Below are 15,940 nucleotides of genomic sequence, written 5' to 3'. Positions count from 1 at the left end.
GTTACTGGCCCGGGATGGGAGGAATCGGCCCCAGGGGTTCCGGGTCGATGGTGGGCACCGGCGCGTGCCCGTTGTTCAACGGGGTCCCCTCCGACTCGGAGGTGGCCGACGACGACGGGTCCGCGGACCGGGTGACGGTCTCGGTCACCGTTTCCGTGCGGACCTCGGTGTGCGTGACCGTTCCGGGCTCGAGGGTCTGCGTCTCGCGGCGCGTGGTCGTGCGCTCGTTGGTCACGGTCTCCGGGGCGCGGGTGACGGTGCGCACCTTCTCCACCGTTTCGCGCATCTGGCTTTCCAGCGCGGGACGGTCGGCCTCGCCGACTTCCGCCATGAGGCGCTCTGCGCGCTCGAGGAGCTCCTGCGCACGTTCGACGTCGCCGGCGTCGCTGGCCGCGCCCGCCTCGTCGAGCGTCGACGCGAGTTCCATTTCCACGGAACGATCGCCGAACATCGCGGTGCGGGCGGGCCACAGGGCGCTGCCCGGGGCGGCCGAGTGCACGGCGGACAGGCCGCCGGCGACCAGGGCCAACGACGCCGCCGCGCCGATCAGGGCACTGCCCATGCGCGACGGCTTCCACCAGGAGGAGGGCCCGCGGACCACGGCGCCGCCGCCGTTGGCGGCCCCGCCCGGGACGGTGCCACCGGAGACGGAATCCGCATCGGCGTCGGCGTCCACATCCACGACTGCGTCCGAGTCTGCGTCTGCGTCTGAATCTGCGGGCACGACCTCGACGTCGACGACGTCGCGATGCGCGACGGCGACGCCCGGATCGATGGCGGGCAGCGGCGGCAGCTCGGAGTCGACGGCGTCGCGGGCATCCGCGATCAACGACGCGAGGTAGGAGTCGGTGCCGTAGACGCCGGCACCGGACACGTCGCGGCGGCCGGCCGCGAGATCGTCGAGGAAACGATCGTCCGCCGCCAGTTCCTGCGGAGTGGGCATCCTCTCGACGCCCGAGACGGCGTCGTCCCGTCCGGCGTACCGGCGGTCACGGCGATCGACCATCTCTGCCTCCTTCTCGTGCTTCCCGAGCTCGTCCATGGTCAGCGCGCCCTCCGGTTTTCACCCGGATGTTCACGCGACGCTTCTTCTTCGACCACCGCGCGCAGCTTCGCCAACGCACGGTGTTGGGCGACGCGGACCGCACCCGGCGTGCTTCCGACGAGCTGCGCGACCTCTTCGGCCGGCAGCCCCTCGAACACGCGAAGAATGATGATGTCGCGGGCCTTGTCACTCAATGAATCGAGCAGTCGGCTGACTTCGTTACCCGCATCGCCCAGGAGCACCGCTTCTTCCGGGCCATTACCCGAAACGGGGGTATCGGGAAGCGTTTCGTAGGGGTGGGACAGGTCCCTCGCCCCCGCGCGATGGGCATCCGCGACCTTGTGGGAGGCGACCCCGTACACGTAGGCCATGAACGGGCGGCCGCGATCGGTGTACCGGCTCAAGGAATTGGCCACGGCGAAAAGCGTGTCCTGTGCGACGTCGTCGGCCGAGATGGTGCCGTTCTGCCCGATGCGGGCTCGGCAGTAGCGGACGATTGGCCCGTGGATGTGGCGCATCAGGGAATCGAAGGCCCCGGAATCGCCGTCGACGGCGCGCCGCACCAAACCGCGGATCACGTCATCGTCGGACATGCCTTTCCTTCCCTCCCCGTTACCGGCGGGGGCCACCGCGTCCGCCGGGGCTGCGGCGGATCCAGGCGTTCGGCGGCGGCCCGACCGATCGGCCCCACGTTCCGGGCGCCGGCCCGGGAACGCGCTCCGATGGAGGCCCGGGAACGGGGCCGGAATCGAAACCGGAGACGAAACCGTGCGAAACCGATGGTGCACGCTCGCACCGCCAATGCAAGCCGATTCTACCCCACGGGTAACGTCGCACTCGGCACATCTGCGACACCGGCACCATCGACGGTGACCCAGAACACTTTCGGCGAGCCCATTTTCGGCACGCACCGGAAGTTCTCCCAAACTGCGCCCCGAATCTTCCGATTCGTTCCCGGGACTTAACCAATGGTTAACAATTCCGGCCCACACTGGCCGCCGTGGACGCCCCGACCCGGGGCGACGCACCCGGGGCCCGCGATCGCGGGCGCCGATCCGTGCCTTGCGCACACACGAGTGTTTCCCTAGGAGATTTCCGGCCATGACGCACATCGACCACCTTCCCGGACCGAACGCGGACCTGTGGGACTGGCAGCTCCACGGCTCCTGCCGGGGCGCCGACTCGTCCGTGTTCTTCCATCCCGAGGGTGAGCGCGGCCGCGCCCGCGCCATGCGGGAGATGCGGGCCAAGTCGATCTGCCAAGCGTGCCCGGTGCTCGAGCAGTGCCGCGCCCACGCCCTGGCCGTCGGCGAGCCCTACGGCATCTGGGGCGGCATGAGCGAAGCCGAGCGCTCCGAGATCCTCCGCAGCCGCCCGCGCCGCCGCCGCGACAAGGTCCGCGAAACGGTCCTGGCCTGAGATCCCCGCCGCACCCCCTTCGGGTGCGGCTTTTTCGTTGCCCCGGTGCCGCGCCATCGGATCACCCCGAAACGCGACGGCGCCCCACCCGACCTATAGGCCGGATGGGGCGTCGTGAAGCCAAGGGGTCGACCCGCGGTTAATGCGCGTGGCCGTGGCCCTGCGGCTCCGCCTCGGGCTTGTCCACCACGGACACCTCCGTGGTGAGCAGCATGCGGGCCACCGACGCGGCGTTGACCACCGCGGAGTGGGTGACCTTGACCGGGTCGATGACGCCGGCGCCGATGAGGTCGCCGTACTCGCCGGTCGCGGCGTTGTAGCCCTGGCCGTTCGGCAGCTCGCCGATGTGGTGGACCACCACGGCGCCGTCGACGCCGGCGTTGTGGCCGATCCAGTAGGCGGGCTTGGTCAGCGCGCGGGCCAGGGCGCGGACGCCCACGGCCTCGTCGCCGGTGAACTCCTCGGCGAAGGTCTCGAGCTCGCGGGAGATCTGCACCAGCACCGAACCGCCGCCGGCGATGACGCCCTCCTGCACCGCGGCGCGCGCGGCGTTGATGGCGTCCTCGACGCGCAGCTTGCGCTCGTTGACCTCGGTCTCGGTGGCCGCGCCGACGCGGATGACGGCGACGCCTCCGGACAGCTTGGCCAGGCGCTCCTCCAGCTTCTCGCGATCCCAGGTGGAATCGGTGCGCTCGATCTCGTTGCGCAGGTGCTGGCGGCGCTCCTCGACGGCCTCGGCGGTGCCGGCGCCGTCGACGATGACGGTCTCGTCCTTGGTGATGGTGATGCGGCGGGCGTTGCCCAGCACCTCCAGGCCGACCTCCTTCAGCTGCATGCCGGTGTCCGCGGTGACCACGGTGCCGTCGGTGACGACGGCGAGGTCCTCCATGAACTCCTTGCGGCGGTCACCGAAGTACGGGGCCTTCACGGCCGCGACCTTCAGGGTCTTGCGCATGGCGTTGATGACCAGGGCGGACAGGGCCTCGCCCTCGATGTCCTCGGCCATGATCAGGGTCGGCTTGCCCGACTCCGCGATCTTCTCCAGCAGAGGGAGGAAGTCCGGCAGCGAGGAGATCTTCTCGCGGACGAGCAGCACCTGCGCGTCCTCGAGGATCGCCTGCTGGGCGTCGACGTCGGTGATGAAGTACGGGGACAGGTAGCCCTTGTTGAAGGACACGCCCTCGGTCACCAGTAGCTCGGTGGCGATGGTCTGGGACTCCTCCACGGAGACCACGCCATCCTTGCCGACCTTGTCCATGGCGCCGGCGACGAGCTCGCCGATCTCCTCGTCGCGCGAGGACACGGTGGCCACCTGCGCGATGGACGCGGAGTCGGTGACGGCCGTGGCCTTGGACTTCAGCAGCTCGACGGTCTTCTCCGCCGCGACGGCGATGCCGCGGTTGAGGGCGACCGGGTTGGCGCCGGCCGCGACGTTGCGCAGGCCCTCGTGGACGAGCGCCTGGGCCAGCAGCGTGGCGGTGGTGGTGCCGTCGCCGGCGATGTCGTTCGTCTTCACGGCGACGGACTTCACCAGCTGGGCGCCGAGGTCCTCGAAGGGGTCCTCGACGTCGATGTCGCGGGCGATGGTCACGCCGTCGTTGGTCACCAGCGGACCGCCGAACGCCTTGTCCAGCACCACGTTGCGGCCCTTGGGGCCCAGCGTCACCTTGACGGCGTCGGCCAGCGTGTCCACGCCCCGCTTGAGGCCTTCGCGGGCCTCTTCGTTGAATGCAATGAGCTTGGCCATATGGGTGTCGCCTTACTTCTCGATGACCGCGAGGATGTCGCGCTGGGACAGGAGCAGGAACTCCTCGCCCTGGTACTTCAGCTCGGTGCCGCCGTACTTGGAGAAGATGACGACGTCACCCTCCTTGACGTCCATCGGGATGCGGTCGTCGTCGTCCGCCCAGCGGCCGGGGCCCACGGCGATGACGGTGGCCTCCTGCGGCTTCTCCTTCGCGGAGTCGGGGATGACCAGGCCGGATGCGGTGGTGGTCTCGGCCTCGTTGATCTGGACCAGGACGCGGTCCTCGAGCGGCTTGATGTTGACGTTCGCCACGATGAATTCCTCCATGAGCGGGGCACCCGCCGCGGCCCGAGTCATCGGGCGGGGCGTCGGGCGCCTGGTTGATGTTCTTGTGCCGGTTGGTCTGCCGTGCACAGCCGTCGTCGCGGGTGAACAACTGTGTGTCAAACAACCTTGGCTGGCACTCTACTCGCGCGAGTGCCAGCACTCAACATGGGCGGGTGCAGGGCTTTGCGACGGCCCGCGCAATCGCGGTTACCGTGGACGTCGTACGCGCCCCCACCCCGACCGGGCCCGATCCCGGCCAAGGAGCACATCATGTCCACGACCGTCCTCGTCATCGCGATGATCGTCATCGCCGTCTTCATCGTCGGTTTCGCGGTGGTCGCGCGCCTGTTCATCGGAAAGCAGAAGGGCTACGACGCCGAAGTCGCGGAGGCGGCCGAAGAGGGCCGCCGCCCCGACGAGGACAACGTCGACACCCGCTAGCCGACCGCGACCGTCAACCGGCCACCACGATGGGTTCCTCCACCGGCATCGACGGGTCCGTCGCGCAGCCGTAGCCGGAGGGCTCGGCGCCGGCGGCGATGAGGTGGGCGGCGATGGCGCCGATCATCACGCCGTTGTCGGTGCACAGCCGCATCGGCGGCACGTGCAGCGTCAGACCGGCCTCGGCGCAGCGCTGCGCCGCGAGTTCGCGCAGCCGCGAATTGGCGGCCACTCCCCCGCCCAGCAGCAGCGTCGTGGCGCCGACGTCCTTCGCGGCACGCACCGCCTTGAAGGTGAGCACGTCGCACACCGCCTCCTGGAACGACGCGCACGTGTCGGCCATGTCGATGACCCGACCCTCGCGTTCGGCCGACTCGACGTAGCGGGCCACGGAGGTCTTCAGCCCGGAGAAGGAGAAATCGTGGCGGGAGTCCTGCGGGCGCATCATGCCGCGGGGGAACTTCACCGCAGCCGGGTCGCCCTGCTTGGCCAGCCGGTCGATGACCGGGCCACCGGGGTAGCCCAGGCCCAGCAGCCGCGAGACCTTGTCGTACGCCTCGCCGGCGGCATCGTCGAGCGTCGAACCCAGCTCCGTCATCGGGCGGCCCGCCCCGCGCACGTGCAGCAGCTGCGTGTGGCCGCCGGAGACCAGCAGCGCCACCGCGTTGGTCAGGTCCGCGCCGTCGAGCGCGCCGATCGCCACGTGCCCGCCGAGGTGGTTGACCCCGTAGAACGGCACGTCCCACGCCGCCGCATACGCCTTGGCGCCGGCGGAGCCGACCAACAGCGCACCCGCCAGACCTGGCCCGACGGTGGCGGCCACGCAATCCGGAATGAAACGCCCCTGGCCCGCGGCCGGGCCGAGAGCCTCCCCGGCCCGTCGCAAAGCCTCCCGGACCACCGGCTGCAGGGCCTCGAGATGCGCGCGCGAGGCGATCTCCGGCACCACGCCGCCGAAGCGGGCGTGCTGCTCCATCGACGAAGCGACGACGTCGGACAACGTCTCCACGCGGGGGCGGACCGCCGACCCTTCCTCCTCCGCGGGCAGCGCCTCGTCCCAGGTCACGCGCATCACGGCGGCGCCGGTCTCGTCGCAGGAACTCTCGACGGCCAGGATCGTGCGGGACTGCGTGCCGGGGCTGGTGGTGGTCATGCCCGGATTCTACGACTCGCCGGGGGCGGGACGGCACATCGTGTACGCGTCGGCGCCGGACTGGCGGTAGTAGCGCTTGCGCACGCCGATGGTCTCGAAGCCGTGCGCGGAGTACATGCCGATCGCCGGCTCGTTGTCCGTGCGGACCTCCAGGAACACCGGGCCGGGCGCGGCGTCGGCGGCGGCGAGCAGCGCCTCCAGCAACTCGCGGCCCAGGCCACGGCCGCGCAGCACCGGGTCGACGGCGATGGTGTGGATCTCGTACTCCGGCGAAGACTCCGGCCCCAGCCGCGTGATGCCGCCGTAGGCCAGCACCCGGTCCTCCCCCTCCGCCGCGCCGCCGCCGGGAATGACCCAGCCGAGATACAGGTTGGACGGGATGGCCAGCTCCGAGGCGAACGCCGACTCCGGCCACGGGTCGTCGCCGGCGAAAATCAGGGCTTCCAACGCCGCGCAACCGGCCGCGGCGCCCACCGACAGGCGGCCGAAAGTGGCGGCGGCGAGCAGTTCATCCGGGTTCGCGCCCGGGCCGGCACACGGGTTGGCGCCCGAGACGGGGCCGGTCACGGGGCCTCCGGGGACGAAAGGCCGACATCGGCCGGAACATCGGGGATCGCCGGCGACTTCGGTTTCGGCTTCGGCGGCGTCGCGTCGGGGCGCCGCAGATACAGCGGCACCAGCGGCGCGGCCGGGGCGGCCAACGCCTCTGTGGCGCGGAAGGGCACGTCATCGGGTTCCCCGTCGCCGTCGGCGTCCGGGCCCTCGTCGTCATGTTCGTGCGCGAGCTCCGCGACGGCCGCGGCGACCAGGCCCGCCGGGGTCGGATACGCGGCGATGATCCGCGGGGCCGGGGCATCCTCCAACGCCCCGGCGAACCCGGCGGCGACGTCGGCGCATTTGGCTTCGTCGCCCACCAGCGCGGCGGGATCGAAGTCCGGCACGTCCTCCAGCACGGCGTCGGCGCAGGCCGCGGCGGACATGACGGCGGGACCCCAGATCCGGTGCCCGTCGCGGTAGGCGGCGACGTACACCTCGCGCCGCCGCGCGTCGGTGACGGCCATGACGTCGCCGGACAGCGGATCGCCCCCGGGGAGCGCCAGGGCGTCGAGGGAACAGGCGCCATGCGCGGGCACTCCCCACGCATCGGCGAAGGAGGCGGCGGTGGCCATGCCGACCCGCAACCCCGTGAACGGTCCCGGGCCGCAACCGACCACGACCGCGCCAACGGCCGTCGCGGCCGTGCCCGCCAGCCCGGCGTCGTCCAGGCACCGCCGGATCAACGGCGTGAGCACTTCGTTGTGCGCGCGGGCATCCACGTGCCCCGCCGACGACAGCTCCTCGATGATGGGGGCCACCCGGCCGGTGGCCAGGTCAGCGCCGGGCAGCTCGGCCACGCGGACGAGACCGGCGGTGACCTGCGGCGTGGACGTGTCGACGGCGAGTACGAACATGCCCGTCACGATACCCGCCGCCACGTCACCTTCCGGGAGTCGTCGGCCGCGGAACGGTCGATGCTCACCAGCAGGTGCGAGTCGGACAGTTGCTCCACCAGACCGGCGCCCCATTCCGCCACGACGACGCAGGCTTCCAGGTCGGTGTCCAAATCGAGGGAATCCAGCGCATCGAGGGCGTCGAGGCCACCGGCCGCGGCGCCCCCCGCTCCGTCCCCTTCCCCGCCGGGGCCCTCCTCGCCGAACAGCCGGTACGCGTCGACGTGGACCAGATCCGGGCCACCGCCGAGCCCACGGTGATGGCGGGCGATGGTGAAGGTCGGGCTGGTCACGCGTCCCCGGACGTCCATCCCCGCGGCGATGCCCTGGGTCAGCGTCGTCTTGCCCGCCCCCAGGGGCCCGTCGAGGATGACCAGGTCGCCGGCGACCAGCGCGGCTCCGAGTTCTTCGCCGAAGGCGCGCATGTCCTCGGCGGTCGGCAGGACGCGCTCACCGGAATCCGGGAAAGTGCTGGGGCGGGAAGTCATGGGGACATCGTAATGCCCGTGAATGCCGACCCCGGATCCGCTCCGCCACCGTTGCGCTCCGGTTCGAACTCCGCCGTCCGACGCCGCCGCCGACGCCAGCGGCGCTACACCGGCCAGTTCTCGCGCACGAGGGTCTCGATGGTCTCGCCGACCAGCTTCGGCTGCTCCAGCTGCACCATGTGGCCGGCGCCGGGCACCCTCACCAGGCGGGCGCCGGGCCAGCCCTCGATGATGTCCACGGCCCTCTCGTACGGGATCATCCGGTCCTTGTCCCCGGCGATGACCACGCCGGGATGACCCTCCAACGCCGCGACACCCTCCGATTCGTCGTGAAGCTGCAGTGCGCCGAAGAAATTGATGATGGTCGTCGCCGAGGTGTCATCGATCATCTGCTCGTTGAGCTGCACGATCGCGTGCGGCGTCCGCTGGTCCCCGAAGGACGCGCCGCGGATGAAGGGCATCTCGCCGATCGTGGCCAACTGCCGGACCTGATTGGCCAGCTGCGGCAGGGACTTCGCGGTCTTGGTCAGCACCTGCCCCACGGGCCCGAGCATCATCTGCGGGATGCCGCCCTTGGACAGGCCCGCCGACGCCGTGGCCAGCAGCGCCACGCCCGACACCCGCTTCATCAGGTCGGGGTACTGGCGGGCGAAGGACATCACGGTCATGCCGCCCATCGAATGCCCGACCAGGAAGATGCGCCCGGCCGGGATGCGCTCCCGGATGATGCTCGCCAGGTCCGCGGCCGTGTGGCCGATGGTGCAGGCCTCGGCCTCGGGGTAATCGGAATCGCCGTGGCCGCGCTGGTCCCAGAACAGCAGCCGCGCCTCGTCGCCGAAGCTCTTGCGGAACTGGTGCGACAGCAGGCACCAGGAATCCTTGCGCTGGCAGTAACCGTGGGTGAACACGATGGTCACCGGCGCCGTCTGGAATCCGCGCTCGACGACGGCCAGCTTCAGGCCGTCGAGGGACTCCACGGTCCCCGACCAGGTGGCGTCGCCCAGTGTCAGCAGCTCGGGCGGGGTGGCCGGGGCGTGGCGGGCGAGCCAGTGCTCGCGCCAGCCGATGACGCCCGCGCCGGCCGCCGTGGCCAGGGCACCCGCGCCCGCCACGAGTCCCCATCCGGGGATCGCGCCGCGCCCGCTATTTCCTGCCATGGGCCAATCTTAGTCAAGGCCCCCCAGGTGCCGTCTGCGAGTTCGGCCACGAGGTGCGGTCAAAATCTCGTAGTTGATGGTGCCGGCCGCGGCGGCGAGCTCGTCGGCGGTGGGCTCGCCCTCGCGCGTGCCCACGATGACGGCGACGTCGCCGGGGCGCACCGGAGCGTCGGGCCCGAGGTCGACGACGAACTGGTCCATGCACACGCGCCCGACCTGCGGGTAGCGCACGCCGTTGATGGACACCTCGAACTTCCCGGACGCCGATCGCAGCATGCCGTCGGCGTAGCCGCAGGGGATGATCGCCGTGCGCGTGTCCCGCTCGGCGGTCCACGTGCGGCCGTAGCTGACGGCCTCGCCGGCGGGGACGTCCTTGATCACGGGAATCCGCGCCTCCCACCGCATCACGGGCTTCAGGCCGTGGGTGCGGCCGGCGACGGGCTCGAGGCCGTAGATGGACAGGCCGGGGCGGACCATGTCGAAGGACAGGTCGGGGCGGGTCAGGGCGCCGGGCGAATTGGACAGGTGGTTGATCTGCTTGACGACGCCCGCCTTCGACAGCAGTTCGGCCGCCTCGCGGAACCTGGCCGCCTGCATGTCATTGGCGGGATTGTCGGGTTCGTCGGCGCAGGCCAGGTGCGAGAACACGCCCGTGCAGTCGATCTCGCCGCGCATGTGGGCCTCGCCGAACTGGGGCGCGACGCGCTCGAACGTGCCGTTGACCACCGAGATGCCGGAGCGGTTGAGCCCGGTGTCGGCGATGGCGGTGACGCGCGGGCGGACGTTGGCGCGGCGGCCGGCGGCGATGACGGCGGCGAGGTGCTCCTCCGACGGCACGCCGACGTGGATGCCCGAGGCGACGGCCGCTTCCAGCTCGAGGGCCTCGTGGGTGTGCCACAGCCAGGCGAGGATCGTCGCCGACGTGCCGCGCAGTTCCAGCGACTCGCGCAGGTCCAGCGATTCCTGCAGGGTGGCCACGCCGAGCTGGTCGGCGCCGCCGTTCAGCGCCGCGCATGCGACCTCGGGGGCGCCCTGGGAGTAGCCGTCGGCCTTGACCACGGCCATCAGGCGGTGGGCGCCGGAGGCCTTCTTGATCGCCGCGATGTTGTGCCGCACCGCCGCCAGATCGACCGTCTGCGCGAGCAGGCCCGGGAACGTGGGATCGGCGGCCGCGACGTCCCCGTCGGCGGGCGCGCCCCGTTCCCCGGTCAGGTCCCGTTCATCCGATGCGTTGTCTCCGTGTGCGGCGTCCATGCCGGTCATTCTGCCACCGAGGGCCACGCGGTCTCCGCAGCCAGTGCCGCGGTGGCTTCCCGGATGGCCTCCGCGATGAGCGACGCCGACGTCGGCGCGTACCCGGCGGGCGTGCGCGCGGCGATCTCCGCGGCGCGGGCGTGGACGGTCACGGCGGGGGCGATCCCGGCCATGCCGTCCTTCGCCATCCACGCCCCGACCAGGCCGGACAGCACGTCGCCGCTGCCGGGCGTCGCCGCCCAGGAGGTGCCGGCGTCGATGATGCGCACCGTTCCGGCGCGGTGGCCGTGCTCGGCGGGCATGGCCACGACCGTGCGGCGGCCCTTGAGCAAGACCACGCAATCCAGGGCCGTGGCCATTGCCTTCGCGGCGTCGATGGGGTGCTCGACGGGATCGGGGATCTCCCCGGCCGACCGGTCGGCGCCGGCCTCTTCCCCCGCCATGGCCTCGGCCAGGCGGCGGAACTCCCCGGCGTGCGGGGTCAGCAGCGTCTCCGCGTCACGGGCGACGAGCTTCTCGCGCAGCTCCGGGCGCTGCGCCAGCAGGGTGATGGCGTCGGCGTCGACGAGCAGGGGCTCGTCGCGGCCCAGCAACTCCGACAGCTCCACGGCTGCCGCATCGTCGGTGCCGCGGCCCGAACCGACCACCCAGGCGTCGACGCGGCGGGCGTCGTCAAGCGAGGGATGCGCGACCACCTCCGGCAGCGCGCGCACCACTTCCGACGCCCCGGAACCGACGTAGCGGACCATCGCCGACGTCGCGCGCACGGCCGCCGTGGTGGCCAGCACGCCCGCGCCCGGATAGCGCTCGCCGCCGGCGCAGATGCCGACGACGCCGCCCGAATACTTGTCGTCGTCCGCGCCCGGCTCCAGATCGCGCGGGAAACCCGGGCGGGGCGGGCGCGGATGATCGCCGACCGAGGTCCAGACGTCGCCGGGATCGACGTCGTAGAGCGTCGGCCACGTGAAGGCGTTGCGCGGCGGCACCGCCAGGGAGCGGTAATACGTCCACGTCGGCGTGGTGCCGTCGGCGGCGTCGCTGGCCAGGTCCCGGTGCAGCTGGACGTGCAGGCTGCGGCCGGCCTCCGCGCCCGCGGGCCACTTCTCCTTCGGCAGCAGGTAGAGCTCGGGGCTGTCGCCGTCCAGCGCGATGTCCGCGACGACGACCTCACCGCACTGATCGGACAGCGCATGGGCGAAGCGCAGACCGCCGAAGGTCACGGTGACGTCGGCGGTGACGTGGCCCGGCAGATCCAACGTGCGCGGCGACGGCTCATCCGGGTCGCCCGGCTCCCACTGCGGATCGGCGATCGACGCGCCCGGCTCGACCGCGCCCGTGTCCGCGGCGACGCCCGAAGGGACGTCGATGGCCAGGAACCGCGCGTGGTTCTTCGCCGCCACCCGCACGATCCGCGCGGCCTTCTCCCGCAGCGCCCCCGCACCGCCGAGACCCGCGATGCCGTCGATGACCAGCGAATACTCCCACGGCCCCGCCGACTCCGGGCTGGCCGGGTCCAGCGGCTCGGGGTTGCCGCCGCCGCGCAGGCTCGCCGGGAAATCCGGCAGCCCGTCGACGAGCACCGCCCCACCGCGGCGGCGGAACGTGGCCAGCGCGCGCTCGTGCGGGGCGTCGCCCAGCAGCACCGCGTCGACGCCGATGCCCTCGGCGGCCAACAGCGACCCCGCGTACAGGGCGTCGCCGCCGTTGCCGCCCGAGCCGACCAGCAGCAGAACGCGCGTGGCGTACCGGCCCAGGAAATACGGTTTCGGGGCGGCGAGCATCACCTTCGCCGCGTCGGCGACGGCCTTGGCCGCGTGCCTCATCAATTCATCCGGTTCATCCTGCGCCCTCAGCAGGGGCCCTTCGGCACGGCGGATCTGGTCGACGGTGAAGACGGCTTCCATGACCCGAGGTTACGTCGGCCCAGGAAAACCTGCCCCCGGCACGTTCACGGGACCGCGGGAACGGTGCCGAAGTGCTGCCGGAACCCCGCCCGCGCCACGCCCCGAAACTCGCCCTTGACTGTGACGCGACGTAACAGAGGATGATCGGGGGCATGAGGGTTTCAGAGCTCGCCGGGGTCGCCGGGGTGTCCGTGCGCACCATCCGGCACTATCACGCGATCGGGCTGATGCCCGTGCCGCCGCGGGCCGGCGCCTGGCGCGACTACGGGGTCGACGACGCCGCGCGCCTGCTGCGGATCCGGGCGCTGGCCGACGCCGGCATCGCCCTGGCCGACATGCCCGCCCACCTCGGCGGCGACGCCCCGGTCCCCGACGCCGACGGCCTCGACGCGGCCATCGCCTCCATCGACGAGCGCATCGCCGAGCTGGAGGAGCACCGGTCCCGGCTGGCCCGCCTGCGCGACGCCGCCGCCGACGGCGCCCCCGCAGAGGCCCTCCCCGCCCGCTTGTCCGCGGTCTACGACGCAATCGAAACGGCGATCGAGGCCACGGGCGACCGCCGCGCGCTGACGCTCATGCGCCGCGAGCGCCGCCTGTCCGACATCGCCGCACGCCTGGGGCACATCAACGACGACGTCGTGGAGCTCCTCGACCACGCCGACCCGGCCGAGATCGCCGACTATTACCTCCGCATCGCCGCCCTGGCCGATCCCGGCTGGACCGACGACGACGCCCGCGACCTCGTCGACCGCGGCTTCGCCATCGTCGAGCAATACGGCGAACTGCCGCCGTCGCTCATCCCCTCCCTCCGTTTCTTCGCGGCCAATCGCCCGGCCCGCGCGCTGGTCACCGCCGCATACCCCGCCCCGGGCCAGCGCCGCTTCGTCGAGCTCGCCTTCGACCGGCTCGGCTCCTACATCGAGGAGTATTCCCGTGACCTCAGCTGATTCCACGCCCCGTCCCCGCACCGATTCGCTTCACGACGCCCACGCCCCCGCCATCACCGTGCGCGGCCTGACCAAGCGCTTCGGGTCGTTCACCGCGGTCGATGACCTGGATCTCACGGTCCGCCGGGGCACCGTGCACGGGTTCCTGGGCCCCAACGGCGCCGGCAAGTCGACGGCGATCCGGGCGATTCTCGGCATGCTCCGCCCGGACGGGGGCACCATCGATGTCCTGGGCCACGACCCGGTGCGCGATCCGGCGGCGGCGACGGCACGCGTCGCGTACGTTCCGGGCGACGTCGCCCTGTGGCCGCAGCTCACCGGCGGGCAGACGCTGGCCACGCTGGCGAAACTCCGGGCCGGCGGCGCGGGCGATTCCCGCGGCGACGACCCCGCCGTGCGCGCCGAACTGATCGAGCGTTTCCGCCTCGACCCGACGAAGAAGAACCGCGAATACTCCAAGGGCAACCGCCAGAAGGTCATGCTCGTCGCGGCGCTGGCGGCCGACGTCGATGCGCTGGTCCTCGACGAACCGACGTCGGGCCTCGACCCGCTCATGGAGCGGGAGTTCGCCGCAGGCGTCCGCGAGCGCGTCGCCGCGGGAGCCTCGGTCCTGCTGTCCAGCCACATCCTGTCGGAGGTCCAGGATCTGGCCGACGACATCACCATCATCCGCGAGGGCCGCCTCGTCGAATCCGGGTCGCTGGCGGATCTGACGCACCTGCGCGGCTCCAAGCTCGCGGCCACGCTGCCGGACGGATCCCGCGTCGAGCGCCTGCTCCCCCGCGACGACGTCCCCGCCGCCCTGTCCGATCTGCTCTCCCGCGGCGCGACCGACATCTCCTGCACCGACGCCGGGCTCGAGGACATCTTCCTCGACCACTACTCCGGTGAGGCGCGGGCGGGCCACGGCCCCTCCGGAGCGTCGTCAAGCACCCGCGAACAAGCCGGTGACCAGCGATGACCACCCTGCTGCGCCTGCACCTGCGCACCCGCCGGGGATTCCTCATCGGGTGGCTGACCCCGCTCATCGCATTCATGGCGGTCACCCCGCCCGCCTACCGCGCGACCTACCCGAACCAGACCGAACTCGAGGTCCTCGCCGAGCCGATGCGCGTCAATCTCGGCCTGCGCGCGATGTACGGCATCGTCCCCGACCCGTTCACCTTCGGCGCGTTCACGCAGTGGGAAACCGGGATGTGGGTGTCCATCCTCGGCTCCGTCATGGCGATCCTGCTGGCCGTGAGGCTGACTCGCGCGACCGAGGACGACGGCATCGCCGAGATCGTGCGGTCCTCGGGCTTGACGACGCGCACCCACGCCGCCTCCGCCGCCATCGTCGTCATCGGCGCCTGCGCGGCGCTCGGGCTCGGGTCGACGCTGGCGTTGTTGGCGTGCTCCACCGCCATCGAAGGCATGTCCGCCATCGGCTGCATGCTCACCGGGGCCATCGTGGCGGCGGCGACGTCGGCGGCCGGGGCGATCGGTCTGCTGGCGGGGCACGCGGCGAAAACCGCGCGCGGCGCCCGTGGCCTGGGCATGGCCTATCTCGGGCTCGCTTTCGCCGTGCGCGCCATCGCGGATGTACGCGAACTCGACTGGCTGCGGCCGCTGTCGCCGCTGGGGTGGCGCGACGTCGTGGCCCCCTTCAGCGAGAACCGGGCGTGGGCGTTGATCCCCATGGCCGCGGTGGTGCTCGTCATGGTGTGGGCGTCGATGACCGTCGCCGCCCGGCGCGATCTCGGGGCGACGTGGCCGGCCCGCGGCGAGCGGGGCTCGGCGCGGCGCACGACGCAGTGGCGAGGACACGGATCGTGGGGCCTGCGGGCCCGGCTGGAATGGCCGACGTTGCTTGGCTGGGCGGTGGCCACGATCGCGCTGACCATCTTCTTCATGTCCATGACCGGCGAGATGACCTCCATGCTCGAGTCCTCCCCCGGCACCGCCGAGCTCGCCCGGCAGATGGCCGGCGGCTCGACGATGGAGGACGTGTTCACCGAGCTGATGGGCACGTGGCTGGGTCTCCTCGTCGCGTGCACCGCCGTGCAGGCGACGCTGTCCGTCCACGGCGACGAGGCCGCCGGGCGTTTGACGCCGGAGCTCGCCTCCGGAGTCCGGCGCCCGCGGCCCTACGTCGTCGCGTGGGCGGTGGCGGTCGCCGCGGTGACCGTGATCATCGCCATCGCCGCACCGCTCGGCGCGACCGCCGCGCAGGCGTCGACGGACACTCCCGACATCGCCTCCGGCGCCCTGTGGTCGCTCGGCGGGCAGTGGCCCGCCGCCATCGCCGCGGCCGGCATCGCGGCCTTCTTCGCCGCCGTGCTTCCGAAGGTCGCGTGGCTGGCGTGGATCCCCGTCGCCTGGTCCGGCGTGACCACCTTCTTCGGCGGGATCTTCGGCTACCCCGACTGGCTGATGGACGTTTCGCTGTTCGCCCATGCCCCGCACGCCGCGGACGGAACGGTCGACTGGACCGGCGCCATCGTCCTCGCCGCAATCGGCGTTCTGGGCATGGTTCTGGGTGCGGTGGCCGTCGGCAAGCGCGACCTGGTGGGGTAGGCACCCCCGAAA

General features: G+C 71.9%; 16 protein-coding genes. 5 read left to right on the top strand and 11 right to left on the bottom strand.

Going from position 1 to position 15,940, the window contains the following annotated elements; genetic code table 11:
• Position 1: 1 nt before the first annotated feature.
• Both CX1_RS03130 and shbA read right to left on the bottom strand, forming a co-directional pair.
• A complete protein-coding gene (locus CX1_RS03130) occupies positions 2-1,042 on the bottom strand; it encodes a hypothetical protein (protein WP_060925275.1) in 1,041 nt (346 codons plus the stop codon).
• A 2-nt stretch (positions 1,043-1,044) separates the two neighbouring features.
• Positions 1,045-1,638, bottom strand: coding sequence for an RNA polymerase sigma factor ShbA (shbA, locus tag CX1_RS03125; RefSeq protein ID WP_046650023.1), 594 nt, complete (start codon positions 1,636-1,638; stop codon positions 1,045-1,047).
• A gap of 508 nt (positions 1,639-2,146) precedes the next feature.
• Between shbA and CX1_RS03120 the strand changes: the two genes are divergently transcribed.
• Positions 2,147-2,464: a WhiB family transcriptional regulator gene (locus CX1_RS03120; protein WP_046650024.1), complete on the top strand. Its 318-nt coding sequence runs from the start codon at positions 2,147-2,149 to the stop codon at positions 2,462-2,464.
• 139 nt (positions 2,465-2,603) lie between these two features.
• Here the strand turns inward: CX1_RS03120 and groL are convergent, their stop codons facing one another.
• Together groL and groES are read right to left on the bottom strand one after the other, a co-directional pair.
• Positions 2,604-4,211, bottom strand: coding sequence for a chaperonin GroEL (gene groL / locus CX1_RS03115; protein ID WP_046650025.1), 1,608 nt, complete (start codon positions 4,209-4,211; stop codon positions 2,604-2,606).
• Positions 4,212-4,223: 12 nt separating this feature from the next.
• A complete protein-coding gene (gene groES, locus CX1_RS03110) occupies positions 4,224-4,523 on the bottom strand; it encodes a co-chaperone GroES (protein ID WP_046650030.1) in 300 nt (99 codons plus the stop codon).
• A gap of 285 nt (positions 4,524-4,808) precedes the next feature.
• Between groES and CX1_RS12250 the strand changes: the two genes are divergently transcribed.
• Positions 4,809-4,979 (top strand): hypothetical protein, encoded by a 171-nt coding sequence (locus tag CX1_RS12250; protein ID WP_156425051.1) that lies wholly within the window; start codon positions 4,809-4,811, stop codon positions 4,977-4,979.
• A gap of 13 nt (positions 4,980-4,992) precedes the next feature.
• On the opposite strand, the gene tsaD is transcribed toward CX1_RS12250, so the two are convergent.
• The 7 genes from tsaD to CX1_RS03075 form a co-directional block, all read right to left on the bottom strand.
• Entirely contained in the window at positions 4,993-6,132 is a 1,140-nt protein-coding gene (tsaD, locus tag CX1_RS03105; protein ID WP_046650026.1) for a tRNA (adenosine(37)-N6)-threonylcarbamoyltransferase complex transferase subunit TsaD, read from the bottom strand.
• A gap of 9 nt (positions 6,133-6,141) precedes the next feature.
• Positions 6,142-6,612: a ribosomal protein S18-alanine N-acetyltransferase gene (gene rimI, locus CX1_RS03100; RefSeq protein WP_174520147.1), complete on the bottom strand. Its 471-nt coding sequence runs from the start codon at positions 6,610-6,612 to the stop codon at positions 6,142-6,144.
• An 83-nt stretch (positions 6,613-6,695) separates the two neighbouring features.
• On the bottom strand, positions 6,696-7,583 hold the full coding sequence (gene tsaB, locus CX1_RS03095; RefSeq protein WP_082719126.1) for a tRNA (adenosine(37)-N6)-threonylcarbamoyltransferase complex dimerization subunit type 1 TsaB: 888 nt from the start codon (positions 7,581-7,583) through the stop codon (positions 6,696-6,698).
• 5 nt (positions 7,584-7,588) lie between these two features.
• Positions 7,589-8,110 carry a tRNA (adenosine(37)-N6)-threonylcarbamoyltransferase complex ATPase subunit type 1 TsaE gene (tsaE, locus tag CX1_RS03090; protein ID WP_046650027.1) on the bottom strand — a complete coding sequence of 174 codons (522 nt, stop codon included), beginning with the start codon at positions 8,108-8,110 and terminating at the stop codon, positions 7,589-7,591.
• A 104-nt stretch (positions 8,111-8,214) separates the two neighbouring features.
• A complete protein-coding gene (locus CX1_RS03085) occupies positions 8,215-9,267 on the bottom strand; it encodes an alpha/beta fold hydrolase (protein WP_046650028.1) in 1,053 nt (350 codons plus the stop codon).
• Between the two features lie 9 nt (positions 9,268-9,276).
• Positions 9,277-10,521: an alanine racemase gene (alr, locus tag CX1_RS03080; protein ID WP_082719125.1), complete on the bottom strand. Its 1,245-nt coding sequence runs from the start codon at positions 10,519-10,521 to the stop codon at positions 9,277-9,279.
• 5 nt (positions 10,522-10,526) lie between these two features.
• Positions 10,527-12,425: a bifunctional ADP-dependent NAD(P)H-hydrate dehydratase/NAD(P)H-hydrate epimerase gene (locus CX1_RS03075; protein WP_046650029.1), complete on the bottom strand. Its 1,899-nt coding sequence runs from the start codon at positions 12,423-12,425 to the stop codon at positions 10,527-10,529.
• A gap of 152 nt (positions 12,426-12,577) precedes the next feature.
• On the opposite strand from CX1_RS03075, the gene CX1_RS03070 reads away from it, so the two are divergent.
• Genes CX1_RS03070 through CX1_RS03060 form a run of 3 tightly spaced genes read left to right on the top strand, consistent with a single transcriptional unit; the run spans position 12,578 to position 15,928 of the window.
• On the top strand, positions 12,578-13,372 hold the full coding sequence (locus tag CX1_RS03070; protein WP_169793205.1) for a MerR family transcriptional regulator: 795 nt from the start codon (positions 12,578-12,580) through the stop codon (positions 13,370-13,372).
• Positions 13,359-14,333, top strand: coding sequence for an ABC transporter ATP-binding protein (locus CX1_RS03065; RefSeq protein WP_169747335.1), 975 nt, complete (start codon positions 13,359-13,361; stop codon positions 14,331-14,333). The genes CX1_RS03070 and CX1_RS03065 overlap by 14 nt, the downstream gene beginning before the upstream one ends.
• Positions 14,330-15,928, top strand: coding sequence for an ABC transporter permease (locus tag CX1_RS03060; protein WP_046650374.1), 1,599 nt, complete (start codon positions 14,330-14,332; stop codon positions 15,926-15,928). The genes CX1_RS03065 and CX1_RS03060 overlap by 4 nt, the downstream gene beginning before the upstream one ends.
• Positions 15,929-15,940 lie beyond the last annotated feature (12 nt).

Origin of the sequence: Corynebacterium xerosis NBRC 16721 = ATCC 373 (assembly GCF_001552415.1) — a bacterium.
GTDB classification, from domain to species: Bacteria; Actinomycetota; Actinomycetes; order Mycobacteriales; family Mycobacteriaceae; genus Corynebacterium; species Corynebacterium xerosis.
Note: the sequence above shows the minus strand (reverse complement) of the source record. Positions and strands in the feature narration are given on the sequence as shown.

Bases quoted from the DNA above. Each gene is read 5' to 3' on its own strand.
- CX1_RS03130 (WP_060925275.1), bottom strand. From the start codon at position 1,042: ATGGACGAGCTCGGGAAGCACGAGAAGGAGGCAGAGATGGTCGATCGC.
- tsaB (WP_082719126.1), bottom strand. From the start codon at position 7,583: ATGTTCGTACTCGCCGTCGACACGTCCACGCCGCAGGTCACCGCCGGT.
- CX1_RS12250 (WP_156425051.1), top strand. From the start codon at position 4,809: ATGTCCACGACCGTCCTCGTCATCGCGATGATCGTCATCGCCGTCTTC.
- tsaD (WP_046650026.1), bottom strand. From the start codon at position 6,132: ATGACCACCACCAGCCCCGGCACGCAGTCCCGCACGATCCTGGCCGTC.
- CX1_RS03120 (WP_046650024.1), top strand. From the start codon at position 2,147: ATGACGCACATCGACCACCTTCCCGGACCGAACGCGGACCTGTGGGAC.
- alr (WP_082719125.1), bottom strand. From the start codon at position 10,521: ATGGACGCCGCACACGGAGACAACGCATCGGATGAACGGGACCTGACC.
- shbA (WP_046650023.1), bottom strand. From the start codon at position 1,638: ATGTCCGACGATGACGTGATCCGCGGTTTGGTGCGGCGCGCCGTCGAC.
- tsaE (WP_046650027.1), bottom strand. From the start codon at position 8,110: ATGACTTCCCGCCCCAGCACTTTCCCGGATTCCGGTGAGCGCGTCCTG.
- groL (WP_046650025.1), bottom strand. From the start codon at position 4,211: ATGGCCAAGCTCATTGCATTCAACGAAGAGGCCCGCGAAGGCCTCAAG.
- CX1_RS03085 (WP_046650028.1), bottom strand. From the start codon at position 9,267: ATGGCAGGAAATAGCGGGCGCGGCGCGATCCCCGGATGGGGACTCGTG.
- CX1_RS03070 (WP_169793205.1), top strand. From the start codon at position 12,578: ATGAGGGTTTCAGAGCTCGCCGGGGTCGCCGGGGTGTCCGTGCGCACC.
- CX1_RS03060 (WP_046650374.1), top strand. From the start codon at position 14,330: ATGACCACCCTGCTGCGCCTGCACCTGCGCACCCGCCGGGGATTCCTC.
- CX1_RS03075 (WP_046650029.1), bottom strand. From the start codon at position 12,425: ATGGAAGCCGTCTTCACCGTCGACCAGATCCGCCGTGCCGAAGGGCCC.